This is a genomic window from Plantactinospora sp. KBS50, from assembly GCF_002285795.1.
GTDB lineage: Bacteria > Actinomycetota > Actinomycetes > Mycobacteriales > Micromonosporaceae > KBS50.
In genome coordinates this window covers 288,609-312,995 of sequence record NZ_CP022961.1, presented here as the reverse complement: position 1 = coordinate 312,995, position 24,387 = coordinate 288,609, and the positions used below count along the sequence as shown (strand labels likewise).

General features: G+C 69.2%; 19 protein-coding genes. 12 read left to right on the top strand and 7 right to left on the bottom strand.

Features of this window, described 5'->3' with window-relative positions:
* Position 1 precedes the first annotated feature (1 nt).
* The 10 genes from CIK06_RS01440 (at position 2) to CIK06_RS01395 (ending at position 13,506) form a co-directional block, all read left to right on the top strand.
* On the top strand, positions 2-868 hold the full coding sequence (locus CIK06_RS01440) for a carbohydrate ABC transporter permease (protein ID WP_095563286.1): 867 nt from the start codon (positions 2-4) through the stop codon (positions 866-868).
* Positions 868-2,022, top strand: coding sequence for an ABC transporter ATP-binding protein (locus tag CIK06_RS01435; protein ID WP_095563285.1), 1,155 nt, complete (start codon positions 868-870; stop codon positions 2,020-2,022). Before CIK06_RS01440 ends, CIK06_RS01435 begins: the two co-directional genes overlap by 1 nt.
* Positions 2,019-3,185, top strand: coding sequence for an ABC transporter ATP-binding protein (locus tag CIK06_RS01430; RefSeq protein WP_095563284.1), 1,167 nt, complete (start codon positions 2,019-2,021; stop codon positions 3,183-3,185). Before CIK06_RS01435 ends, CIK06_RS01430 begins: the two co-directional genes overlap by 4 nt.
* 55 nt (positions 3,186-3,240) lie before the next feature.
* The gene (araB, locus tag CIK06_RS01425; RefSeq protein ID WP_198348066.1) at positions 3,241-4,968 is read left to right on the top strand and encodes a ribulokinase; all 1,728 of its coding nucleotides are present in this window, start codon (positions 3,241-3,243) and stop codon (positions 4,966-4,968) included.
* The gene (locus CIK06_RS01420) at positions 4,965-7,928 is read left to right on the top strand and encodes an FAD-binding and (Fe-S)-binding domain-containing protein (protein ID WP_095563282.1); all 2,964 of its coding nucleotides are present in this window, start codon (positions 4,965-4,967) and stop codon (positions 7,926-7,928) included. The genes araB and CIK06_RS01420 overlap by 4 nt, the downstream gene beginning before the upstream one ends.
* A gap of 697 nt (positions 7,929-8,625) precedes the next feature.
* Positions 8,626-11,262, top strand: coding sequence for an FtsK/SpoIIIE domain-containing protein (locus CIK06_RS01415; RefSeq protein WP_095563281.1), 2,637 nt, complete (start codon positions 8,626-8,628; stop codon positions 11,260-11,262).
* Entirely contained in the window at positions 11,259-11,927 is a 669-nt protein-coding gene (locus CIK06_RS01410) for a hypothetical protein (RefSeq protein WP_095563280.1), read from the top strand. Before CIK06_RS01415 ends, CIK06_RS01410 begins: the two co-directional genes overlap by 4 nt.
* Before the next feature lie 65 nt (positions 11,928-11,992).
* Positions 11,993-12,253: a hypothetical protein gene (locus tag CIK06_RS01405; protein ID WP_095563279.1), complete on the top strand. Its 261-nt coding sequence runs from the start codon at positions 11,993-11,995 to the stop codon at positions 12,251-12,253.
* A 24-nt stretch (positions 12,254-12,277) separates the two neighbouring features.
* Positions 12,278-12,913, top strand: coding sequence for a hypothetical protein (locus CIK06_RS01400; RefSeq protein WP_095563278.1), 636 nt, complete (start codon positions 12,278-12,280; stop codon positions 12,911-12,913).
* A 164-nt stretch (positions 12,914-13,077) separates the two neighbouring features.
* A complete protein-coding gene (locus CIK06_RS01395) occupies positions 13,078-13,506 on the top strand; it encodes a hypothetical protein (protein WP_095567479.1) in 429 nt (142 codons plus the stop codon).
* Positions 13,507-13,974: 468 nt separating this feature from the next.
* Here CIK06_RS01395 and CIK06_RS01390 read toward each other — a convergent pair whose 3' ends face one another.
* The 4 genes from CIK06_RS01390 to CIK06_RS01375 are packed head-to-tail and all read right to left on the bottom strand — an operon-like array spanning position 13,975 to position 16,212.
* Positions 13,975-14,205, bottom strand: a complete 231-nt coding sequence (locus tag CIK06_RS01390; RefSeq protein WP_095563277.1) for a hypothetical protein — start codon at positions 14,203-14,205, stop codon at positions 13,975-13,977.
* A 2-nt stretch (positions 14,206-14,207) separates the two neighbouring features.
* Positions 14,208-15,509, bottom strand: a complete 1,302-nt coding sequence (locus tag CIK06_RS01385; RefSeq protein WP_095567478.1) for a hypothetical protein — start codon at positions 15,507-15,509, stop codon at positions 14,208-14,210.
* The gene (locus CIK06_RS01380) at positions 15,506-15,832 is read right to left on the bottom strand and encodes a hypothetical protein (RefSeq protein ID WP_095563276.1); all 327 of its coding nucleotides are present in this window, start codon (positions 15,830-15,832) and stop codon (positions 15,506-15,508) included. The genes CIK06_RS01385 and CIK06_RS01380 overlap by 4 nt, the downstream gene beginning before the upstream one ends.
* Positions 15,829-16,212, bottom strand: coding sequence for a YbaB/EbfC family nucleoid-associated protein (locus CIK06_RS01375; RefSeq protein ID WP_095563275.1), 384 nt, complete (start codon positions 16,210-16,212; stop codon positions 15,829-15,831). The genes CIK06_RS01380 and CIK06_RS01375 overlap by 4 nt, the downstream gene beginning before the upstream one ends.
* A 773-nt stretch (positions 16,213-16,985) precedes the next feature.
* Here CIK06_RS01375 and CIK06_RS01370 point away from each other — a divergent pair.
* Together CIK06_RS01370 and CIK06_RS01365 are read left to right on the top strand one after the other, a co-directional pair.
* Positions 16,986-20,108: an AAA domain-containing protein gene (locus CIK06_RS01370; protein WP_198348065.1), complete on the top strand. Its 3,123-nt coding sequence runs from the start codon at positions 16,986-16,988 to the stop codon at positions 20,106-20,108.
* Positions 20,109-20,225: 117 nt separating this feature from the next.
* Positions 20,226-21,653 carry an IS1380 family transposase gene (locus CIK06_RS01365; RefSeq protein WP_198347926.1) on the top strand — a complete coding sequence of 476 codons (1,428 nt, stop codon included), beginning with the start codon at positions 20,226-20,228 and terminating at the stop codon, positions 21,651-21,653.
* Positions 21,654-21,857: 204 nt separating this feature from the next.
* Here CIK06_RS01365 and CIK06_RS01360 read toward each other — a convergent pair whose 3' ends face one another.
* Genes CIK06_RS01360 through CIK06_RS30440 form a run of 3 tightly spaced genes read right to left on the bottom strand, consistent with a single transcriptional unit; the run spans position 21,858 to position 24,276 of the window.
* Positions 21,858-23,579 (bottom strand): helicase-related protein, encoded by a 1,722-nt coding sequence (locus tag CIK06_RS01360; protein ID WP_198348256.1) that lies wholly within the window; start codon positions 23,577-23,579, stop codon positions 21,858-21,860.
* Positions 23,580-23,626: 47 nt separating this feature from the next.
* Complete coding sequence (locus CIK06_RS01355) at positions 23,627-23,974, bottom strand: hypothetical protein (protein ID WP_232533950.1); 348 nt, start codon at positions 23,972-23,974, stop codon at positions 23,627-23,629.
* Complete coding sequence (locus CIK06_RS30440; RefSeq protein WP_232533949.1) at positions 23,971-24,276, bottom strand: nucleoside-diphosphate kinase; 306 nt, start codon at positions 24,274-24,276, stop codon at positions 23,971-23,973. Before CIK06_RS30440 ends, CIK06_RS01355 begins: the two co-directional genes overlap by 4 nt.
* Positions 24,277-24,387: the final 111 nt, after the last annotated feature.

Genomic DNA, 24,387 nt, shown 5'->3' with positions numbered 1-24,387 from the left:
CATGGCCGCAGAACTCATGCCCGGACGGCGACGCCTCACCACCGGCTCCGTGCTCGCGGATCTGGGCATCCTCGCCTGGTTCGCCTTCTCGCTGTTTCCCATCGCCTGGATGGTGCTGCTGTCGCTGAAGAGCCGCGCCGAACAGACCACCACGTACTTCCAGTTCTCCCCGACCTGGGCGAACTACCACACCGTGCTGTCCCACGAGGGCGCGGCGGTGACCAGCGTCGACTACCGGAGTGCCCTGGTCAACACGCTGATCAACAGCGGCGGCGCGGTCCTGGTCTCCCTGCTGATCGGCATTCCGGCGGCCTACGCCGCCGGGCGCTGGCGGTTCCGCGGCTCCGACAACCTGATGTTCACCATGCTGTCCTTCCGGTTCGCCCCGGAGTTGATGGTCGTGGTGCCGCTGTTCGTCATCTACAACCAGCTCGGGCTGTTCGACACGAACGCCGGCCAGATCTGGGTCCTGCAACTGGTCACCATGCCACTCGTGGTGTGGATCCTGCGCTCGTACTTCCAGGACCTTCCCGAGGACCTGGAACACGCCGCCCTGCTCGACGGCTACTCCCGGCTGCGGACGTTCCTCATGGTCGCCCTGCCGATGGTGCGGCCCGGGATCGCCGCGGCGGCGTTGCTGGCCTTCGTCTTCGCCTGGAACAACTACGTCTTTCCCCTGATCCTGACCGACAGTGACGCGGCCACCGTGACCGTGGCCATCTCCAAGTACCTCGGCGGCGGCGGTCAGGCGTACTACAACCTGACCGCGGCCGCCGCCATCATCGGCGTGCTCCCGCCGTTGGCGCTCGCCCTGACCATCCAGCGCTACCTGGTGCGGGGTTTGTCGTTCGGGGCGGTGAAGGCCTGATGGGCGCGGTGACGATCCGGGGCCTGACCAAGCGCTACGGGGCCAAGACCGCGCTGGCCGGTCTGGACCTCGATGTCCGCGACGGCGAGTTCTTCGTCGTCCTCGGCCCCTCCGGCGCGGGCAAGACGACCACCCTCAGGAGCGTGGCCGGACTGGTCGACGTCGACGCCGGAGAGGTGCACATCGCCGGCCGGAACATGGCAGGTGTCGAGCCGTACCACCGGAACGTGGCGATGGCGTTCGAGAGTTACGCCCTCTACCCGCAGAAGACGGTGTTCGAGAACCTCGCCTCGCCGCTGCGCTCGGGGCGCAGCGGCAGCTACCCGCCGGACCAGCAGCGTGACCGGATCGACGCCGTCGCCGGTACACTCGGCATCGGCGCCCTGCTGGAGCGGTTCCCCGCCGAGCTGTCCAACGGGCAGCGCCAGCGGGTCGCCCTCGGCCGCGTGCTGGTCCGTCCCGCCGAGGTGTACCTGCTGGACGAGCCGCTTTCGCACCTGGACGCCAAGCTGCGGGCCCAGATGCGCGCCGAACTCAAGCAGCTCGGCGCGATGTCGAGCACGACCTCCCTCTACGTCACCCACGACTACCAGGAGGCGCTGGCGCTCGGCGACCGGCTCGCCGTGCTGCGCGCCGGGCACCTGGTCCAGATCGGCACCCCGCAGGCCCTCTGGCACACGCCCGTCGACACGTTCGTGGCCAGGTCCCTCGGTCAGCCCGAGATCAACCTGCTCGCGGCCGAGGCCGAGGACGGGATGCTGCGGGCCGCCGCCGGGGCGATCGCGCTCCCGGTGCCGCCAGGGACCGCGCTGTCCGCCGGTCAGCGGGCCCAGCTCGGTCTCCGTCCCCGGGACCTGCGCCTGGTCCCGGCAGACGACCAGACCGACGGGACGCTCTGTTTCGACGGCACCGTCCGGCTCTCGGAACGACTCGGCAGGCTCGTCGAACTCACCGTCGAGGTGGGCGGCCGGTTGGTCGTCGTGGTCAGCGAGCACGGATTGCGCGAGGGCGAGCGGGTCCGGCTGCAGATCTCGTACGAACACGTGCACCTGTTCGCCGCCGCGGACGGCGACGGCGATGCCGCGCGTCTGGGTTCGGGCGCGGCACAACCGCAACGGTCGCCGCAGGCGGCCACGTCCGGGGAGGGCCGATGAACACCTCCGTCACCCCGCGGGACCCCGAGCGGGACGTCGCGTCCGGACGGCGGGCGGAACCCGCCGCCGGCGCACGGAGCCTGACGTTGCGGGGCCTGCGCAAGACCTATCTCAGCCGCGGACGCAGGTCCTTCGAGGCGGTCAAGGGCATCGACCTGCACATCGAGGCCGGCAGCCTGGTCGCGCTGCTCGGGCCCTCGGGCTGCGGAAAGACCACCACGCTGCGGATGATCGCGGGCCTGGAGACCGTGACCGGGGGCGACATCCGGATCGGTGACCAGTCCGTCGCCGCGCTCCCGGCGGGCAGGCGGAACATCGGCGTGGGCTTCGAGAGCTACGCGCTCTACCCTCCGCTGAACGTCCGGGAGAACCTCGCGTACGGACTCAGGGCCCGCAAGGTCAGGGACGCCGACCGGCGGGTCGACCACCTGGCCGCGCGGCTGGAGATGACCGAGTTGCTGCCGCTGCGGCCGGCGGCCCTGTCCAGCGGGCAGAAGCAGCGGGTCGCCCTCGCCCGGGCGCTCATCCGCAACCCGCCGGTGCTGCTGCTCGACGAGCCGCTGTCACACCTGGACGCGGGGCAGCGTCAACGCGTACGGCGGGAGCTGAAGATGCTCCAGCGCGAGTTCGGCTACACCACGATCGTCGTGACGCACGACCAACTCGAGGCGCTGAGCCTCGCCGATCAGATCGCCGTGATGAACGCCGGGGTCATCGTGCAGTTCGGCACCCCCGACGAGATCTTCGACGATCCCGCCACCGTGTTCGTCGCCGACTTCGTCGGGGAGCCGAAGATCAATCTGCTTCCCGGGGTCGTCGAGCACCGGGATGGCCGGGTGCTGGCGCGGGTCGGCGCGGCCGGATCGCTGCTGACGGGCTGCGCTACGGCCGAGCCCGGCCGGCGGGTGGTCGTCGGCATCCGGCCGCAGGACTGCCAGGTCGGTCTGCCCGTGGACGCCCCCGGGCTGTCCGGCTCGGTCCGGGCCTTCGCGAACCTGCTCGAGTTCGGGCAGCTGAGCGTCGACGTGCCCGGCGTCGACGCGCCGGTGGACGTGCTCACCGACGCGCACACGGTGATGCGGCCGGGCGAGCCTGTCCGGTTCGCCGCACCGGCCGCCCGGGTGTACCTGTTCGACACCGACAGCGGGGAGCGCCTGCGGTGACCCGACGCCGTGCCGACCGGCCTCCGCACAGGCTCGCACCCGGGCGGTGGCTGCCGTGAGCGCAACGACGGTTGGCCGGGAGCGGGCCCTGGTGGTGGGGGTGGACTTCGGGACCCTGTCCGGGCGGGCCATCGTGGTCCGGGCGGCGGACGGCGCCGAACTGGCCTCGGCGGTCCACCCGTTCCGACACGGCGTGATGGATCGCCACCTCACCCGGACCGGTCAGCTCCTGCCGCCGGACTGGGCCCTGCAGGTGCCGTCCGACTACGTCGAGGTGCTGCGCACGGCGGTCCCCGCCGCGCTGGCGGCAGCCGACGCCGACCCGGCCGACGTGGTCGGCATCGCCACGGACTTCACGGCCAGCACCGTGCTGCCCACCACCGCCGAGGGAGTCCCGCTCTGCCAGTTGCCGGAGTTCGCCGCGAACCCGCACGCGTACGCCAAGCTGTGGAAGCACCATGCGGCCCAGCCGCAGGCGGACCGGATCAACGAGCTGGCAGCGGCGCGGGCCGCGCCGTGGCTGTCCCGGTACGGCGGGCGGACGTCCTCGGAGTGGCAGTTCCCCAAGGCGCTGCAGGTCCTTGAGGATGCGCCCGAGCTCTACCGGGCGATGGACAGATGGGTCGAGGCGGCCGACTGGATCGTCTGGCAGCTGTGCGGCCGGTACGTCCGGAGCGTCTGCGCCGCCGGCTACAAGGGCCTGCTCCAGGACGGTGCGCACCCGGACCCGGAATTCCTCGGTCAGCTCCACCCCGACTTCGCCGACTTCGTCGCCGCCAAGCTGGACCAGCCGTTGGGGCGCCTGGGCGCTCGTGCCGGCGCCCTCACCCCGCAGGCTGCGGCGTGGACGGGACTGCGGCCGGGCATCGCGGTGGCCGTTGGCAACGTCGACGCGCACGTCACCGCCGCCGCGGCCGGCGCGGTCGGCCCCGGCCAGTTGGTGGCCACCATGGGAACCTCGACGTGCCTGGTGATGAGCGCCGAACGCCGGGTCGAGGTGCCCGGCATGTGCGGCATCGTGGACGGCGGCATCGTGGACGGGCTGTGGGGGTACGAGGCCGGGCAGAGCGGCGTCGGGGACATCTTCTCCTGGTTCGTCGACACCTGCGTGCCGGCCGGCCACGTCGAGCAGGCCCGGCAGCGGGGCATGTCGGTGCACGAACTGTTGACCGAATTCGCCGCGGCCCAGCCGGTCGGGGCGCACGGGCTGGTCGCCCTCGACTGGCACTCCGGCAACCGGTCGGTGCTGACCGATCACACCCTCTCCGGCCTGGTCGTCGGTGCCACCCTGGCGACCCGCCCCGAGGACGTCTACCGTGCGCTGCTGGAGGCAACCGCGTTCGGCACGCGTACCATCGTCGACGCCTTCGTCGACGCGGGGCTGCCGGTGACCGAGCTGGTCGCCGCCGGCGGCCTCACCACGAACCGGTTCTTCATGCAGATGTGCGCCGACGTCACCGGGCTGCCGATCGGCGTGATCACCTCGGCTCAGGGCCCCGCGCTGGGGTCGGCCATCCACGCGGCCGTCGCCGCCGGCATCCACCCCGACGTTCCTACCGCGGCCGGCGTGATGGGGCGGCACGAACCCCGCAGGTACCTGCCGGACCCGGGCGCGGCGCCGGTCTACGACGCCCTCTTCGCCGAGTACGCCCGCCTGCACGACTACTTCGGCCGGGGCGGCAACGCCGTCATGCACCGGCTCCGCGCCATCCGTCGGGCCGCACTCGACGCGCCGGGCGCCGGCGCCGCTGTCCCGCCGTCCCCGCAGGAGGCCCGGCCATGACAACCGACGGCGCCAGGCAGCGACTGCGCCGCGCCGACCTGGTCGAGCGGTTGCGGGCGGCGGTCGGCGGCGAGGTGAGCGCGTCGGCCCTGCGCCGGGCCGAGTACTCCAGCGACGCGTCGAACTACCGGGTGGTGCCCCGGGTGGTGGTGTTCCCCCGGGACGTGGACGACATCCTCGGCACCGCCGAGATCGCCCGCGAGACGGGGACGCCGCTGACCATGCGCGGCGCCGGCACGTCCGTGGCCGGCAACGCGGTCGGTCCCGGCATCGTGCTCGACACCAGCCGGCATCTGAACCGGGTGCTCGCCATCGACCCGGAGGCCAGGTCGGCCGTCGTCGAACCCGGCACCGTCCTCGACACCCTGCAGAGGGCGGCGGGTCCACACGGGCTCCGGTTCGGCCCCGATCCGTCCACCCACGCCCGCTGCACCGTCGGCGGCATGATCGGCAACAACGCCTGCGGGTCGCACGCGATAGCGTACGGGCGCACCTCGGACAACGTGCTGGCGCTGGACGTGCTCGACGGCGCCGGGCGCAGGTTCCTCGCCGGACGCGACGCGGCCACGGCACAGCCCGGCGGCGCTGTCACGGCGCGGTACCGCGATGCGGCCACGGCACAGCCCGGCGGGGATGCCGTACCGGCGGCGACCGGCGTGTCGTCGGTGCCGGGGCTCGCGGAGATGGTGCGGCTCCACCTCGCCACCATCCGGACCGAGCTGGGCCGGTTCGGCCGCCAGGTCTCGGGCTACTCGCTGGAGCACCTGCTGCCCGAGCACGGCGGCGACGTTGCCAGGGCCCTGGTCGGCACGGAGGGGACCTGCGCGCTGGTGCTGGGCGCCACCGTCGGGCTGGTACGGCCGCCGGCGGCGCACGCGCTCGCCGTGCTCGGCTATCCCGACATGGCCACCGCCGCCGACGCCGTACCCGCCCTGCTCGGCCACGGGCCGCTGGCGGTCGAGGGCATCGACGCCCGCATCGTCGACGTCGTCCGCCGGCACAAGGGTTCCGGCGCCGTGCCGGAGCTGCCCCGCGGCGGTGGGTGGCTGCTCGTGGAGACCGGCGGGGACAGCCCGGAGCACGCGTACGCTGCCGCCCGGCGGCTGGCCGTCGGTGCCGGCACCCGAGAGCTGCGCGTGGTGCCCGCGGGCGCGGAGGCGGCCCGGCTGTGGCGGATCCGCGAGGACGGTGCGGGCCTGGCCGGCCGGACCGCCGCCGGCGAGCAGGCATGGCCGGGCTGGGAGGACGCCGCGGTCCCACCCGAGCGGCTCGGGCGTTACCTGCGCGAGTTGGAGGAGTTGCTCGCCGAACACGGCATCGAGGGCCTGGCCTACGGCCACTTCGGTGACGGCTGCGTCCACCTGCGGCTGAACCTGCCGCTGGCTGGGCGTCCGGAGCGGATGCGGCCCTTCCTGCTGGACGCGGCCCGGCTGGTCGCGGCGCACGGCGGTTCGCTCTCCGGGGAACACGGGGACGGCAGGGCCCGCAGCGAACTCCTGCCGGAAATGTACTCCCCGAACGCGATCGCCGCCTTCGCCGCGTTCAAGGCAGTCTTCGACCCGCACGACCTGCTCAACCCCGCAGTCGTCGTCCGGCCCCGGGCCGTGGACGACGACCTGCGCCGACCCGTCGCCCACCCGCTGCCGCTGTCCCGGCGCCCCGGCGGCATGGCGCTGCGCGAGGACGGCGGCGACCTCACCAACGCGGTGCACCGTTGCGTAGGCGTCGGCAAGTGCCGAGCCGACAACTCCGCGGCCGGCGGATTCATGTGCCCGTCGTTCCTGGCCACCGGCGACGAGACAGACTCCACCCGGGGCCGGGCGCGGGTGCTGCAGGAGCTGGCGAACGGCAGCCTGGTCCGGGACGGCTTCCGCTCCCGCGAGGTGCTCGAGGCGCTGGACCTCTGCCTGTCCTGCAAGGCGTGCGGCAGCGACTGCCCGGCCGGCGTGGACATGGCCACGTACAAGGCGGAGGTGCTGCACCATGCCTACCGCGGGCGGCTGCGGCCGGCGAATCACTACGCCCTGGGGCAACTGCCGCGCTGGGCCCGGCTTGCCGGGATGGCACCGCGGCTGGTCAATTCCCTGCTGCGGCCAGCGTTGATTCGCTCGCGACTGCTTCGACTCGGGGGGATGGACGTACGCCGCGGCATCCCCCGCTTCGCCCCCGTCCCGCTGCGGCGGGCAACCCGTACCCGCCGCCTGGCTGATCCGGCGGAGCGACCGGAATCGGGCGGTCCGCCCCGGGTGGTGCTCTGGGCGGACACCTTCACCGACGCGTTCTCTCCCACGGCCGGGCACGCCGTCATCGAGGTCCTCCAGGCGGCCGGCTACGAGGTGGTGGTGCCATCGCGAACCGCCTGTTGCGGACTGACCTGGATCTCGACCGGCCAGTTGGACGCCGCCAGGATCCGGCTGCGGCGCACGCTCGACATCCTGGCCCCGTTCGTGTCGGCTGGCCTCCCGATCGTCGGGATCGAGCCGTCCTGCACGGCCGTGCTGCGCCAGGAACTGCCCGACCTGCTTCCGGAGGACCCACGGTCCGGCACCGTGTCGGCGGCGGTCCGCACCCTGGCGGAAATCCTCACCGAACAGCCCGGTCGAAAGGATCGGTGGCGACCACCCCGGCTCGACGGCATCACGGTGATCGCCCAGCCGCACTGCCATCAGCACGCGGTGATGGGCTTCGAAACCGACCGCCGGCTGCTGAACGAAACGGGCGCGAAGATCGAGATCCTGGCCGGCTGCTGCGGGCTGGCCGGGAACTTCGGCATGGAACGAGGTCACTACGACATATCGGTGGCGGTAGCCGAACGCTCGCTACTTCCCGCGGTTCGTCAGCGTTCCCCGGGCACCGTGCTGCTCGCGGACGGCTTCTCCTGCCGGACGCAGGCCGAACAGCTCGCCGGCGTGCAGGGTGTCCATCTTGCCGAGTTGCTCGCCGCCCACCTCCACGACTGAGCTTGTTTCGTGCGCCAGACTCCCCACCGGCTTCCACCGCGCTGAGCTGCGGGAGCGGGGCTCAGGTACCCCCGCAGACGGCTCGGCCGGCCGCCGACGGTGAGGTGCAGACCTGCCCGTTGTAACGGACGGGCGGCGGGCTTCGGGAGGTCGAATGTTGCCCGCGCCCGGATCAGGCTCGTCCGGATCTCGTCCCGGATGAGCCGTGGCAGGCGCCCAATGAGGGGATCGACAAGCTCGGCCGGCGGCTCGCCTCCCGCTCCTCAACCGTGGAGATCCTCAACAAGCGCTTCCACCAGGGCTTTGCACGGCGACTCGCGGCGAGAGCCTGCCGCGCCTGGCGGTGCGACTCCTGCCAGGCAACCACATTCGTTCCGGCCTGCTGAAGGTGTTGAACGGTGCGGCCGAACTGCTGGCCGCCATGGCCTGAGAGCACCTCCACTCGCATCGCGAGACTCCCCTGAGGCGATGGTCTGCCACTCCTATCACTTTTCGCTGTCGATGCGCTACTCATTGCTGTAGTGCACGCCCTGGCCGACTGACGTCGGCTGGCGGACCGGGCACGTCCTCGCCGTGACAGAGACCTCCTCACTACGTTGCCCAGCACGCTGCGCAATACGGGACTGACTGCGGGTGGTGTCGTTGGATAGGGTCGGCGCCAGAGATCGCGGTCCATCGGTCCTGGGGAGACGTTGGCATGGAGTCGGTGGCGTCGGCGTTCGGTCGGGCGGTGGCGGCGCACCGGGAGGCGTTGTCGCATGTGGAGGCCGCACGCGCCGGGCTGCGCGCCAACGCAAGCGGCAGCAGCGGGCAGGACAGCCGCTCTGCGCAGGCCGTCGAGGACGCCCGGCGGTTCGCCGCCGGCATGCAGCGGCTGGCCGAAGGGCTGACGCCGGGCTGGCTCGGTTGCCGGCTGGACGCTGCCGCCGGGAGCCTTCCGACGGGCGTGGACGCGGCTGTGGGTCGCCCGCTTGCGGTTCGGCTGGGTGGGGCGTCACCGGTCGCAGGCAGCGTATTCACCGTCGTCGTACCGTTCGTGGGAGCCGGTCATCTGGCGATTGACATTGATGCCCGCGATCCGTCCCTGGCGCGCTGGCTGCGTGGGTTGCTGCTGCGGGTGCTTGCGGCGATGCCGGACGGCGCGCTTCGGGTTGCGACCGTGGACGGGGCGACGCTCGGTGCGGTGCTCGGTCCGTTCCGCGCGATGGTGGAGGCGGATGCGTGGCGGCGGCCCGCGATTGACCTTCCGGGTTTCCAGCGGGTACTCGCCGAGGCGGAGGAGCGGATCGAGCGGGTCCAGGCCGGTGAGGCGGACCCGTCGGTGCTGCTGCTCTGTGTCGCGGCCATGCCGCAGGGGACGGGGCGTACGGAATGGTCGCGGCTAACGGCGATCGCGCACGCCGGGCCGGCCGCGGGTGTGTTCCTGTTGCTGGCCGGTTATCCGCCGCCGCAACACCCGGGTCTGGACGCGGTGCCCCGACTGGAACGGACGACGCACCTGACGGCGACCGGCGACGGATCGTTCCAGGTCTCGGATCCGCCGGGTCCGTACCGGTTCAGCGACGACGGTACGGGGTTGGCGGTGCCGATGCGGCTGGACAGCGGCCCACCCGACGAGCTGGTCGAAGCGGTCTGTCGCCGGTTGGCGAAAGCCGCGCGGGTGCAGGCGTCCACGGATTTCACGGCGTTGATGCCGGCCGAGATGTGGCAGGAGTCGTCGGTCGAGGGCTTGCGGACCGTGGTCGGGCGGGACGGCCGCGCCGAGTGCGTGCTGGCGCTGGATGATGCGACGCCGCACTGGTTGGTGGGTGGGCGTACCGGGTCGGGCAAGACGGTCTTCCTGCTGGATGTGCTCTACGGCCTTGCCTCGCGCTACTCGCCGGACGAGTTGGGCCTGTATCTGCTGGACTTCAAGGAGGGGGTGTCGTTCGCGGAGTTCACCCCGACGGCCGTGGATCCGTCGTGGATCCCGCACGCCCGCACGGTCGGTATCGAGTCCGACCGGGAGTACGGGCTGGCGGTGCTGCGCACGCTGTCGCGGGAGATGACCCGCCGGGCGAGCGAGTTGAAGCGGGCCGGGGTGACGAAGCTGGCCGACCTGCGCACCGGGCGGCCGGACGTGGCGATGCCGCGGCTGGTGGCGGTGATCGACGAGTTCCATGTGCTCTTCGAGGGCAACGACGCGGTGGCCCGGCAGGCGGTGGCGCTGCTGGAGGAGTTGGCGCGCAAGGGCCGCTCGTACGGCATCCACCTGGTCCTGGCCTCGCAGACCATCTCCGGGGTGGAGGCGCTGTTCGCGAAAACCGAGTCGATCTTCGGGCAGTTTCCGCTGCGGATCGCTCTCGCCGGCGGCGGCGGGATCCTCGACCAGCTCAACGACGGTGCCGACAACCTCCCGATCGGCGCAGCCGTCGTCAACGCGGCCGCCGGGATACCGGGGGCGAACCGGGTGATCCGCTTCCCGAACGCCGATGCCACATCGGTGACAGCGCAGCGCCACCTGCTGTGGAACGCCCGACCGCCGGGCGACGCGCCGCCCGCGGTGTTCGCCGGCTACGCCGAGCAGCACCCCGACGCCGATCCCATCTTCGCCCGCCTGTCTCCGAACGTACGGCGGCGGCGGGCGCTGGTCGGCCGTGCCGTCGAGGTCGGTCTACCGACCGCCGGGTTCACCCTCGACGCCACGCCGGGCAGCCATCTGGCCGTGCTCGGCACCTCACCGGTCGGAGCCGACGTGCTGTACGCAGCCGCGGTCAGCCTGGCCCGCCAGCACACCCCCGGCACCGCCCGCTTCCTCGTCGCGCCGCTTGTCGCCGCCGCCGACGAGGCCGCCGACGCCACCGTCGAGGCGATCACCGCAGCCGGCCACCCCTGCGAAACGCTCACCTCCACCCAGTACCGGACGCAGTTGGTCGACCTCGCCCAGCAGTCCGAGCCTGGCGGCGGGCAGTCGACGTACCTGGTGGTGTTCGGCGCCGACGCCGCGACCAACCTCCTCGCTACCAGCGACCCGACCACCTACCGCTCCGGGCACGACGACCTGCGGGCCGTGTTGGCCAACGGGCCCGGCCACGGTGTGCACCTGCTCGGCTGGTGGCGCACCCTGAGCCGGTTCAGCGACGACCTCGGTCCCACCGGCGGCGGCGAGGTCGCCTGCCTCGTCGCGCTCAACCTGCCCGGCAGCGACATCGGCTCCCTGCTCGGCGAATACGCCTCCGAGTGGCAGTCCCGACCCAACCGGGCCCTACTTATAGAGCGGCACGACAACCGCCGCACCCTCATCGTCCCCTACGTCCGCCCCGGAACCCTCGACCAGATCGACGACATGGCATGACTGACCCCGTCACCCCGATGCCCCGCGACGGCGGCTGGGCCGCCTACACCGACCACGCCCGCCGCCTCGCCGCCCTGCTACAGCACGAACGCTCACGGGCCGAGCAGCAGGCCGCGGCGAGCCGCAGCGGCCAGGCCGCCCTCGACCAGATCACCCACCGGCTCGCGGTCCAGCGACAACACCTTCACCAGTTCGCCACCACGCTGCGCCTGCCCGAACCGCACGTCGGCGGCATCGCCCCCAGCCCGGTCGCCGACCCGGCCGAGGCACTTCGCCGGGCCGTCGCATCCGCCGACGCGGCCGACACCGTCGCCGAGCAGGCCCACCGGCGGGCCGCGCAACCACCGCTGCTGCCCGGGCTCACCCCGCTGGCCCGCAACGCCCTCGTCTACACCGCCGCAGCGACGCTGGGCACCCTCGCCTCGCTGCTGATGTTCGCCGCCAGCCCCGACACCGACCTCGGCCGCATCCCGTGGCAACTCGTGCCCTGGTCGCTGTGCGGGCTGCCAGCGCTGGCGTTCTTCGCCGGCTACCTCACCATCAGCCTCGTCGGGCAGCCGCGCATCGGCGGCGGGGACACCCGGTCCGTGCGCGCCGGCGGAGTGATCTGTTTTGTCGGCATGCCGATCCTGTGGTTCATCTTCATCGCCGCGATCCGAGGCTGAACCCGCAGACGCACCCGCCATCGGTGGCGGGCGTTGGACATCACGAATCAGGGGAGGAACATCCAGTGGCCACCATCGGAGACATCAAGGCGGGCCTGGCACACGGCAAGTCCGAAGCCGACAAGGCACTCGCCCAGCTCGCCGGCGTCAACGCTCAGGTCGACCGGGCCATCGCCGTGCTCCAGGCCCTCGCCGCCGGCACCCAGCAACCCGCCGTCATGGGAGCCATCGGCAAACTCAGCGCCGCCAAGCAGAAGTTCGGCGAGGGCGCCGGCCTGATCCAGGCCGCCATCGCCCAGACCGAAAAGTACAACGCCGTCCTCTGACACCGAACCCCGGAAGGTCCCCCGATGCCCACCGTCATCGTCCCCGTCGGCCTCAACCTCGGCCCCTCCTACCGGTACGTCACCCCGCCCGACCCGGAACCGGAGTTCTACCGGGTGCGGCTCCGCGAAGAATTCGCGCAGCTGACCGTCGACGAGTTCAAGGTCTGGGGACGGGCGTTTCTCGACCCCGAAAGGCACGCTCGGCTGGAGATCAATCGGGCGACGCTGCGCGATGACCTCGTTGCGTCTGGAAACGGTCCAGCGCAGCCAGACCAGGCAATCGAAGCGCTGCTGGAGCGCGGCCTTCTCGTTGAGTTCGACCCGGACGGCTCGCTCGAAAAGGTGTTTCGGCAGCTCAAGCTATTTCCCACAGCTGAGGGCCTGGGCAGCACTCCGGATGAACCGGCTTGGGAGCGCATCGGTCACAACGGGCAGCCTCTGCTGAAGGTGAGCGCGACTGTCTATGGCATCTGGGCCTTCTCCAGCACTGAAGAGTCACTCTGGGCTGCCTGCTCAGGCCTCGCCGAAGATGCTGAGCAAGGCAGGGCCGAGGGCGAGGAACTCGACTCGCTGACCGCGGACGAGGCGGCAAAGGCAATCGCCGGCAACGTGCCGCTTCTCATCTCCGCCGGCTGCGCAGTTCTTGACAAGACTTCCTAGCGATGGGCTGGCGTCGGCAGACTAACCGAGCCGGAACATCCGGTTCCCGCATCGGCAACGTCGGACGGTCCGCCGGGCGCGCGTTGATGGACACAGCGGTTGAATCAGCGCGTGACGGCATCACCAAGGTCAGCGAGAAGGTCGGTAAGGCAGCCGGGGCTGGGATGGCTGTAGCAGCCACGGCAGCCGCTGACGCAGCTGGCTACCACCCCTCACCCTTGATCGCGGTTGGTGCCGCGTACGCCGGTATGAAGGTCGGCGGCCTGGTCGGACGGGCCATGAACGCCGGGTTGGACCGGATCACCGCAGGTCGGGGTGGCGGTCCGATCGGTTCGGTCATGGCGGAGTTGAGCATGGTTCTGCAAACGCTCGACCAGGTTGGTCGCGGCATCGCCGAGGTCGTCGACTCGGTGAACAAGGCCCAGGCTCATTTCCAGAAGGTCAGCCGGGGCGGGGGCAACAACCTGTTGAACAGCGCGGTGCGGGCGTGCCGGCAGGCGCCCGTCCGACTCGAAGAGGGCGTGGACGAGGTCAAGCAGGCCCAGGACCTCGTCGGTAAACACCTGGTGGCGGTGGCGACGGCCGGTGGCTGAGCGCCAACCGTCGCCGTCGGCACACTCCGCCGTGTCGTGGAGTGCGTGGAGGTTCCGGGTCAGCCGGGCGGCGGGTTGCGCAGTGCCGGTTCGCCGGCTGGCGGAGCCATTCGGCGCCGGGTTGGTGATCGCCGACGACTCACCGGCACGCCCGAACGCATCCGCGGCCACCCTAAGCAGCGCCGATCCCGGTGGCGGAGCCTCGAACCCGGCCGGCAGGCGCTGCTCGTCCTGGCTCACCTGCGTAATGGCGACACCTACTACTGACGAGCAGTCGCCGATCTTGATCATGCAACACGCCTGTTCAGCGATTTGAAGGGTGGATCGGGCATTGCACGATGCGAACCACACCACCACCGTCACCGACGATCCGCGCCAGGGCGCTTGCCAGTTCGCGCCAGGCCAGACCACAGACGCGGAGCGACGAGCGACGGGTGCTCTCAGGTTGATGACCGGCCTCTCGGGCGTTCAACTCGCGAACAAAGCGCCCGCAGGGAACTCTCCCTGTTCCCGCCACGAGCCCTTGATCTTCGAGGCGATAGCGCCCACTGCGGAGTCGAAGCGCCCGTCTTCCGGGCTGATCTCCCACGATTCCTTGTCGATGATCAGTACTCGATCGAAGTTTTCATCGAAGCCGAACTCGTAGCGCACAGTCTCTGCGGTTTCCGCCACCTTACGGCCGGTGACCATCATGCCCACGGTTACCTCCATGGCGTCGAAAAGTCCTCATACGTCGGCTCTGGGATTTGATTCTGCCAGTTCGAGACAGCGTTGGCCGCATGGTGAGCTTCGCTGTAGGTAGCACCCGGATGAGCATCGTAGTAGCGCGCCTCAGCCAGTTCGTGCTCAAGCAGAACCACGTCCTCGGGCAAGGGTCGCCCGGCGCGAAGTCGAAGCCATGCTTCGGCTATGTCGGGGCTCGGATCGTAACGGCGATGCACGATACCGCCCGTTTGATAGTCGGTGAGTGGGTGCTCCTCGAAGAAGACGTGCTGCCGGATTCGCTCGATTTCCGCCGTCGAGAACCCGATCGAGCCGTCGAGACGGTCCGAGTCTTGCACCGATGAGGCAACGACATCGACATCCGGTTCAGCACGAATGCTCTCGTATGCGTCCCCGGCCCATTCGTCCTGCCGCTCGATGTCCAGCATGCTCCGCGGCCGGGTGGAGTGGCCTCCGTGAAACCGGACCGTGGGGATAGCGGCGCCATCCGCTGTTATATTCGCTGCGTTCGTACCGCTGAGTCGTGCGAGTGTCTGTTTGAGCCGGGCAAGGATGCTGGCGAGTTCGTCGAGTTTGCCGCTGAGACGGCGCAGGCTGTTGAGCAGTGCCCGGATGAAGTGCTGGATCCGGTTGGCCCACTGGGATACCAGGGTGGCGACCTGACCGGCCACCGCCGGAGTGGCCAGACCGAGCGTGACGCCCTCGGCGGCCAGCCACTGCGGCAACCTGACCGCCAGCGTCGCGACGAACTGAGCGATCAGGTCCCGCACGATCTCCCGGACCAGACCGACCAGCAGGCCGGCGCCCTCCACCGCGTACGAGATCGCGTTCGTCACCGTCGCGGTCCCCTCGACCGCAGCAAGTTGGTCACCAGCACGGGCGCGGTAGGCGTCGCCGGACGCGCCGTACCAGTAGGCAGTCTGCGCGCGCGCGTCAGCCGCGTACTGTTCATGGGCCTGCGCGGCCGCGGCAGAGACGTTGCGCCAGGTCGCCGCATGCGCGGCGATCTCATCCGGCTGCCCGGCCAGCCAGTCCAGCGCGTCTCGCAGCGGCTTGAGGTGCTCCATCAACCAGCCGACGCCCCAGGCGAACAACGAACCCAGCGGGTCCACCGCCAGCACCAGCGCGTCCAGGCTGCTGCCGACCCCACCGAGCGTAACGTCGACCCAACTATTGTCCCGGATCCCGGCACTGACCTGCCGGGCATCCTCGACCAGCCCCAGACCCGTCGACCAGGTCGTTGAACTCTGCGCCTGAGCAATCAGCGGATTGTCACTCACCACGGCGCCTCCGGGCCGCGCCCCGCCTCGCTCAACCGCAGAGCACTGTCCGCGTCGGTCGCCTCGATCGCCTCAGCAGTAGCCCTCAGCTTCAGCGCCGTCTCCGACAACGCGTCCATTGCGCTGTTCAAGACGTCCAACGCACCGCCGAACAAGGGGTCCAACAGGCCGGGCAGAAACTGACAAAGTTCCCCGTACGCCCGGCGGTCCATAGTCACCTCGCGCACCGCCGCCCGGGCCACCGCCATCTGCTCAGCAACCTCGCCAACCACGGCCGCATGCCGGCGAACCGCCTCGACCGGAAACCGCATCCCGGTACTCACCGCTCGTCCCGCCAGCCCGGCACCGGGAACCGGTTCTCGAATGAATCGATGATCGCCCGCCCGGCCTCACTGTCCGCACCGATGGTCCCCCGAACCTGCTCGGCCACCTCCGCCGACAACGCCGCCTGGGCCCGCCGCATCACAGCCAGGATCTCCCGGGCCAGCTGCCGCCCCGACCGCTCATGCACCCGATCGTCGAGATCAAGCGACTCCACCTGACCCGACGAACCGACCGTCACCCGGATGGCACCGTCCCGCCCCTGCGCCGACCCGGTCAACGCCGCAACCCAATGCGACAGCTCGACAGCTCGCCGAGCATGGGCATCCACCAGCGACACCCACGAATCCAGCCAATCTTCGGCAGTATCGACACCGTCCACTGGAGTCTCGCCTTCGCCGACAGCCTACCCACGCTATCGAGACCACACCGGGCTGTGAAGACGCTACATCCAGACTCCAAGGCCCTCGATCCCAGCGTCCGAACCCCCTGGTTCGCGCAACGCCTCACTTGACCCGCGTGCACCTGCGGTGCACCCAACGCCCCCAAATGGCGATCTTCAGGTGCCCGTTCTGGCTGGTGGGCCGGACGTTGCACCATGCGAACCACCCCACCGCCGTCCCGGGCGCGCCACTGCGGGGACGTTTGACCAGCTCAAGCCGTATCCGGACTACCTCAGGAGGGACTCGATGACGGTGACAGCGCACCGATGAGCGCTTCCGGGGATCGACTCTCGCTGAAGTCGAGCGGATGAGAGCGGCGGGATCCCAGCGGCCAAGACCTGGGCCTTATTTACCACTTTGAGCATATTCCTAAGGATCGTTCGCCACCTCATTGCCGCCGCCCCACTTCATATATGCACGCTAGTGCTCAAGCATTCACTCCAGGTAGTGTCTCGGCGGGTAGCCTGGAGGCGATGGGGGTCGGCTCTTGCCGGACTGGCGTGACTTTGTGTGTAGTGCGCTTGACTTCTGGATCAACGCGGAGGGCGGACCGAACCGAGTAGGTAGACCGCTGCGGATCGGTCGGGCTCACCCCTTGGAACCGGGCTGGTTCTCGGTCGATATACGGGGATTGCGGTTTAGCGGTATCGACCAAATCGAGTCGCTTCGACTGGCCGGACCGGGCGGCTTGGAGACCGGGCCCTCATACGCGGTGCTGGAGGCCGTGCAGGAGGGAGAAGCGGTACGGTTTCGGGTTCCCGAGTTCATCGATCTCGCCGAGCCTCAGCTTTGGCAGAGCAAACAGCCGCCCACCCGGCTCCTCGTGAAGCTGAAGGAGGGCATCGCCGGGCTGCGCGAAGCCGGTCTGGCACATGATCTCGCAGCGGGACGACTCACCTCGGCGCCGAGTCATCCGCCTCACGTCAGCGGGTTCACTCCGGCCCAGGACGCTGCACGCGCAGCATGTCTGGGCCGCGGGGTCCATCTCGTGTGGGGTCCTCCCGGGACGGGAAAGACTCGCGTGCTCACCGAGGCGATAGATGCGCTGGTCCGCGGCGGCAAACGGGTCTTGCTGGTGTCCTCGACCAACATCGCCGTGGACAACGCTTTACTCGGCGCGGTGCGGAGCAAACGACATCAGCATGGCCATCTGTTGCGTGTCGGCCCGCCTCACCATCCGGAAGTTCTCGAACATCCCGATGTCTGTCTGCCGTTCCTGGTCGAGCAACGGCTGGCGACGGTCAGCCAGGAACGATCCAGGATCGAGCAACGCCTGGTGCTGATCCGCAAGGAGCGCACTGAATTGGCCCGGTTGGAGAACGAGCTTGCTGGCTTTGACGCAGACGCCTACCTCCGAGCAAAGAGCGCCGCAGCTGCCGCGGCATCGGTACCTCAGTTAGCAGCCAACTTGGCCGCAAAAAAGGAAGCTTCGCACGTCGCCCATGTCCGTCTGGCGAACGCAACGACGACTCGCGACGCCGCGGAGAGCCACTGGCGTGATCTTGACGCAGCTCGCCGGGCCTATACCGAAATCGACCGGCTCGATCAAGAGATCACCGAGCTCGTTGCGGCAGCCGACGGTCAGGCCGCACGCGCCCTGCAGGCGAATCATGCCGCGGATCTGATTCAAGCCGAAATCCGCGACCTCAGCGACGGGCGGCGCTTTTCCCGGTTTCGCGATCGCGGCCGGTTGAAGAAGCTGGCATTCGATGAGGAACAGGCCAGAACGCGGGCGCATGACGCCGATCTGAGTGCACGCGAAGCGAAGGAACTCGTCGACCGTCAACAACACCGAGCTCGGGTTCGGATCGAGCAGTTGACCACTGCGGCCAGCTGCAGCCGGGCGGACATTCGAGAGGCGCAGGCCTTCATGCTGGGCGCGCGCCAGGAGTTGGAGAAAACGGCCACGATCGCCGATGAGACCACGTCTAGTATGGATGCCGCACAGCAGCGTCTGCTCGCAGCCGAGGCCGCATCACCGACTGAAGCACAACGCGCCTTGCTCGCCGAAGCGGAACATCGTGACCTGGTGACCCTCAACGCGAAGATGCGAGTCTTGCGTACCCGGCTCAGTGCTTCCGAAGGTGATTGGAGCCGCCTGGAAGCCGAGTACACCAAGGTGCAGGAGCAATACACCCGGTTGAGCCGCGACGCCGAAGGCGAGATCATCCGCGACGCCCGTCTGGTCGCGACCACCCTCGCCCGATTGCGCACCAGCAAACCGCTGATGGACGGGCCGTACGATGTCGTGCTGGTCGACGAGGTCGGCGCCGCGAACATTCCCGAGGTACTGCTCGCGGTATCCCGCGCCACCCAGGCGGCCGTCATGTTCGGCGATTTCATGCAGCTCGGCGCCATCATCGACAACGTAGAGGTTGGTAAAGCTGACCGGGCGGACGTGAAGAAGTGGCTGATCCCGGATGTCTTCGCGCACTGCGGAATCTTCTCAGCGGAAGACGCCGAGCGTCATCCAGGGTGCACCATGCTCGACGTCCAACACCGCTTCGGGCCGCAGATCATGGGATTGGCCAACGCGATCGCCTACGACGGCCGCCTGAAGCCCGGCGAATCAATCCGTCCACACATCGAGAGCGATCCAGAAATCTTGGTCGTTGACGTCGATGACCTCGGCGAGATCGGCCGTGTACGAAGTGATGGGCGGTTCAAAGGATGGTGGCCAGCCGGTGCGCTGCTCGCTCGCGTCCTGTCCGACTTTCATCAGAGTCGAGGAGAGCGTACGGGCATCGTGACCCCCTACGGCCGGCAGGTCGAGGCGACATTGGAATCGCTCCGTGACCACGAGACCGGAACAACCTTGGTGACCGAAGTCGGTACCGCGCACCGCTTTCAGGGACGCGAGTTCCCGATCGTCGTCTTCGACACGGTTGAGGACGAGTACGACACTCGCTGGATGGCCGAGGCCAACCGCACCAAGAGCGCCTTCCTGCGTGACGGTATCCGGCTCTTCAACGTCGCGATCACCCGCACTCAGCACCGTCTCTACCTGATCGCTAGCCTGCGGAGGATCGAGGCCGCCGCAGCGGACACGCCCTTCGGCCACCTCGCCGAACTCGTCAGGCAGAAACAGGCCCGGGTCATCCGCGCCAACTGTCTGGTCACCCCGACGACTACCCCGGAGGACGATCTGGCGTACCTCGCCGGGAGCTTCACGGGCGAGCTGGCCGAACTGCTGGCACAGCACGTCCGCGTCGAGGATATCCACGACGAGCGGACGTTCTACGACGTCTTCGCCGGTCACATCGCATCGGCGCGACAGTCGATCTGGCTATGGGCACCGTGGACCACTACCCGCGTGCGGTCTGTTCTGCCGCTGTTGCGCGCGGCCGTCGATCGCGGCGTCCGTATCACCCTTTTCGTGCGGGATCCGGGCGATAAGGTACAGCGCGAGCCTGAGCACCAAGGGTTCTTGGCCGACCTGCGGGCTGTACTTCACACGGTCGTCGAGGTCAACGTCATGCACCAGAAGATTGCCGTCATCGACGAACGGACAACGCTGCTCGGCAGCCTGAATGTCCTGTCACAGCGGTGGACCCGCGAGGTGATGGTGACAATGCGTGGCTCACATTTCGCGCGGAAACTGCTCGAACATGAAAACGCCGCCATCTTCTCTCGCCAGCCACCCTGCGGTGTCTGCGGCAGCCCTCAAGTCGATCTTCGCCGACGGCATAACGGAATCTGGTACTGGCGCTGCTATGCGGACACCTGCCCGAAATGGACCCCTACTGGGCGAGGTCGATGGACACAGGACATCGACCTCGGCTCGAAGTCAACACCCAAGAAGGCTTCGTCTCAGCGAGCCAACAAACGGAGTTGACCTCCCCTGGTCAGGGGGGATTTGACTGATCGAGGGCGGTAAACGAAAGGTGCGCCTGGCCTGCGAGGATGTGGGTGTCTACGCCATGTCCATAGCAGAGCAAGGTGCACCTTTCTGGTGAGTAAGAGTAGTGGGTGGGATCAGCGGCTGGTCGTCGGCTCGGACGGGAAGGGCCTGGTCGGTCACGCGGGTGCGGTCCTGCTGCGTAAATGCGCCGATCGGACCGGTCTGACCAGTGCTCTGAACAAGGTGCTGCCGCGCGGCAAGGGCCCCGGCTGGTGGGATCGCGGCACGGTCCTGGTCTGTCTGGCCGTGGTGATCACGCTCGGCGCCACAAGCATGTCCGACATCGGCCTGCTCGCCCATCAGAGGCTGGTCTTCGGTGACCGGCCGTCGGAGTCGACCGTCCGGCGCGCGTTGGCCGGTCTCAACGAGAAGGTACTGAAACGGGTCGGCAAGGCCCGGGCGAAGGTCCGCGCCCACGTGTGGGCGCTGCTCGCCCGACGCCCGCAGGGGTTCCCGTGGCTGACCGTGGCCGGGAAGCTGCTGACCGGCTGGGTGGTCATCGACATGGACGCCACGCTGATCACCGCCCACAGCGACAAGCAGGGCGCAGCGGCCACCTTCAAGAAGGGCTACGGCTTCCACCCGCTCGGCGCGTGGTGCGCGAACACGGCGGAGTGCCTGGCGATGCTGCTGCGGCCCGGTAACGCCGGGTCGAACACGGTCGCCGACCACATCCGGGTCCTGGGTGACGCCATCGCGCAGCTCCCGGCCGGCTACCGGCGCAAACTCCTGATCCGCGTCGACGGGGCCGGCGCCACCCATGAGTTACTGGAGCATCTGGAGCGGATGAACCGGGTGTGGCGCAGCGTGCGTTTCACCGTCGGCTGGACGATCACCGCCGCCGACGAGACCGCGATCGAACAGGTCCCCGCCGACGCCTGGACCGACAGCCTGCACCAGGACGGCACCGCCACCGGCACCGCGCACGTCGCGGAACTGACCGGTCTCAACCCCCGACTCGCGGGCTGGACCGGCACGCTACGGCTACTCGTACGACGCACGAGGCCGTCGGCCCGGCACGCCCGTAACCTCACCGCCCTGGAGAAACGCACCGGCTGGCGCTACCAGATCGTGGCCACCAACATCACCCGGATCGCAGGCGTGCCCGGCTCGCACCAGCCGCAATGGCTCGACGCCCTCCACCGGGCCCACGCCGGAGTGGAAGATCACGTCCGCCACGGCAAGGCGACGGGTCTGCGGAACCTGCCCTCCAAGGACTGGACCGTCAACCAGGGCTGGACCCTGACCTGCAACATCGCCGCCGACCTCGCCGCCTGGACACGGCTCCTCGGCCTGTACGACCAGCCGGACCTCGCGCACGCCGAACCCGACACGCTGCGCTACCGGCTGCTGCACCTGCCCGCGAGACTAGCCACCCACGCCCGCCGCCGCGTGCTGTCGATCCCCGGGACCTGGCCCTGGGCCGACGCGTTCACCCTCTGCTGGCGACGCCTCACCCTGCTACCACCGGCCACCTGACCTGGTTCCCCGCACCTACCAGCAGAAAGGGCCGTTTCCCGAGTCCGGAGACCTCGGCGCGTCCACAGCGACATGTGGCGATCCCGCACCCCACCCGAGTGGACAAAACGGTCAAGCCGAAACGGTCAAGCAGGGAGCAAAACCGTCTGACGGATCGAGGTTGAGACCCCAATCTCATCGGGCACCGATTCTCGGGCTTCGCCGTTACGTATGCACAAATCGTACCGATTCGCGGAGTACGGTCTCGGCGCCATCAAGGTCGGCAAGTCGAGCAGCGAGCGTGGCCATCGCCAGCCGTTCCGGTAAGGCCTGGCTGAACTTGAGTCCGTCAAGTGCCTTCTTGTTGACCTCGGGTAAGCAGAGTCGCTCGTCGGCATCGGCGATAAGGGCCCGCCATTCGGAGGGAGTGATGTTCTCTCGAAGCCTGACGTGCCGGTCGTCGAAGCGCTGGATCGGGTCGACGACTTCGGTGAGGGTTGCGGCGAGTGTGGCGTTCGCGCGGAAGCCTGCCCAAGTCCACCATCTGAGGTCGTCGCCGCGGTGGTCGCGCAGGATGACGCTGCCGCCGGGGCGCACCAGCGAGGACTCGTCCTCACGCACCTGTGCAAGGCGGTCGATGGCTCGGCGGGTGAGTTTCACCGGCGGGTCGGCACCGAGCAGTACCTCGCGCATGGCACGAGTCAGCTCGAAGCCGAGGCCTGACCAGCCGCCGGTTGTCCAGCGGGCTTTGCCGCCGCCGTCGGCGGATTCGCGGAAGCGGCGGCGGCGCCAGTCGATGTAGGTGACGCGCCAGCTGCGTCCGTTGAGCAGGAGTCGTCGGTCGCCCTGGACCTCTTCGGTGAGCAGGGCGGGGTCGACGCGGCCCAGTTCTTCGCGGCCGACGAGGACGGTGAATTCGGGTGCTTTGGTGAAGACGGCGGTCATGGTCATGAAGTGCCGGTGGCCGAAGCGCCGTTCGGCTTCGGGTCCGATGAAGAGCATGCCGCCGTCGCTGTCCAGGTAGCCCTGGTCGATCAGGTGGCGGAGGATCGGGTCGGCGCTGCGGTCGAACGGGGCGAGTCCGTTCCACCACTGCGGCCATGTCTGATCTCCTGCTCGGTGTTCCTGCAGGCAGAGCGCGAGAATCTGTTGTGCGGCGATGTGCCGGGGTTCGGGTGGGGCGATGACGGGCTCCACCCAGCCGCGGCCCCAGAGCAGGAGTAGGGCTGCGGCTTCGAGCAGGGCGTCGCCGTCGCGGGCGAGGAACAGGCAGTTGCGGATGTTGCCGGGCCGGCGCCCGGTGCGGCCGAGGCGCTGGAGGAACGATGCCACGGTCGCTGGTGTGTCGATTTGGATGACGCGGTCGAGGTCGCCGACGTCGATGCCGAGTTCCAGGGTGCTGGTGGAGACGATGACGCAGTCGCGGGCTTCGGCGAACGCTTCCTCCGAGCGGCGTCGCTCGTCGGCGGAGAGCGAGGCATGCGACAGGAACGTGGTGATGCCTTTGCCTCGCAGCAGGCTGCCGAGTTCTTCGACCGCTTGCCGGGACTCGCAGAAGACCAGGCGCTTCTCCCCGGCGTGAAGGCTAGCGATGATCTTGGCGGCGTTCTGGAGGGAGCCGACGTAGTCGAGCTCGATCTCTCCGGGCGGCACAGCGGGAGCAGGTTCTCCCGGTACGAGGACGGGCAGGTCTGGCGCGACGACGCGGGCCGGCCGGGTACCGGCGCCCGAACCTTGCAGCCAGGTCAGGAGCCTGTCCGGGTTACCCACGGTCGCGGATAGCCCGACCCGTTGTACTGGTCGGCCGATCAGGTGGGTGAGCCGCTCCAAAACGGCCAGCAGGTGCCAGCCTCGGTCGTCGCCGGCGAAGGCGTGGACCTCGTCGACCACGACGGCTTGCAATCCGGCAAAGAACGCCCGGTGGTCGACTTTCTGGCTGACCAGCATCGCCTCCAGAGATTCTGGGGTGGTTAGGCCGCGCGCGTCGAGACTATTCAGGACCTGGAACAGGTGCGGTTTGACGCCGGGCAGGAACGGGTCGTGGCCTTGTTGAACAGCTGGATCGGGGTGACGTGCGGCTGGAACGCCTCGTGACCGATCAGGTCCTCGATCGCCTGCTCGGTGGGGACGAGCAGTTGGGGCTGTCTGACGTCGAAGTTGCCCCAGAAGTGGCGTACGCAGTACCCGCAGTCCAGCGGGCAGCCGATGATGTGGTTGAGCGACAGGCCGCTCTTGCGGTAGCCGACGTACTGCGCCATGTACGGATCCAGGCCGGCCTTCAGCGCGTCCGGCATGAAGCGCAGTGTTCTCGGGCCGCTGTCGAGGTCCGGGATGATGGTCATCGAGGGTCTCCGTTCACGGTGTGCGGGGCGCGGAGCAGGTGTTTCTTGGCCGGGCCGTACCAGATGCCGAAGTCGCGGGGCACGACCTCGGTGCTGTCGGAGCTGTGGATGAGGTTGTCGATCAGGCGGCCTTCGGCTATCGCCTTCTCGAGGCTGTCGGCGGCGAACTGGCCGCGGATGGTGTCCGGTCCGGCGGCGGCCGGGCCGGTCGGGCCGAAGCCGCGGCGCGGCGTCGAGGCCGTAGCCGAGGGCGACGGCGGCCTGCCGGCCGACGTAGATGCGCCGCAGTTCGGCGGGCACATCCCGGCCGAGCTGCGTGGACAGCGGCAGGATGTCGGCGTAGTGGGTGAAGATCTCTTCCTCGGTGGGGAAGACGCAGCAGACGTCGACCACCTGTAGTTCCTGCTCGACGG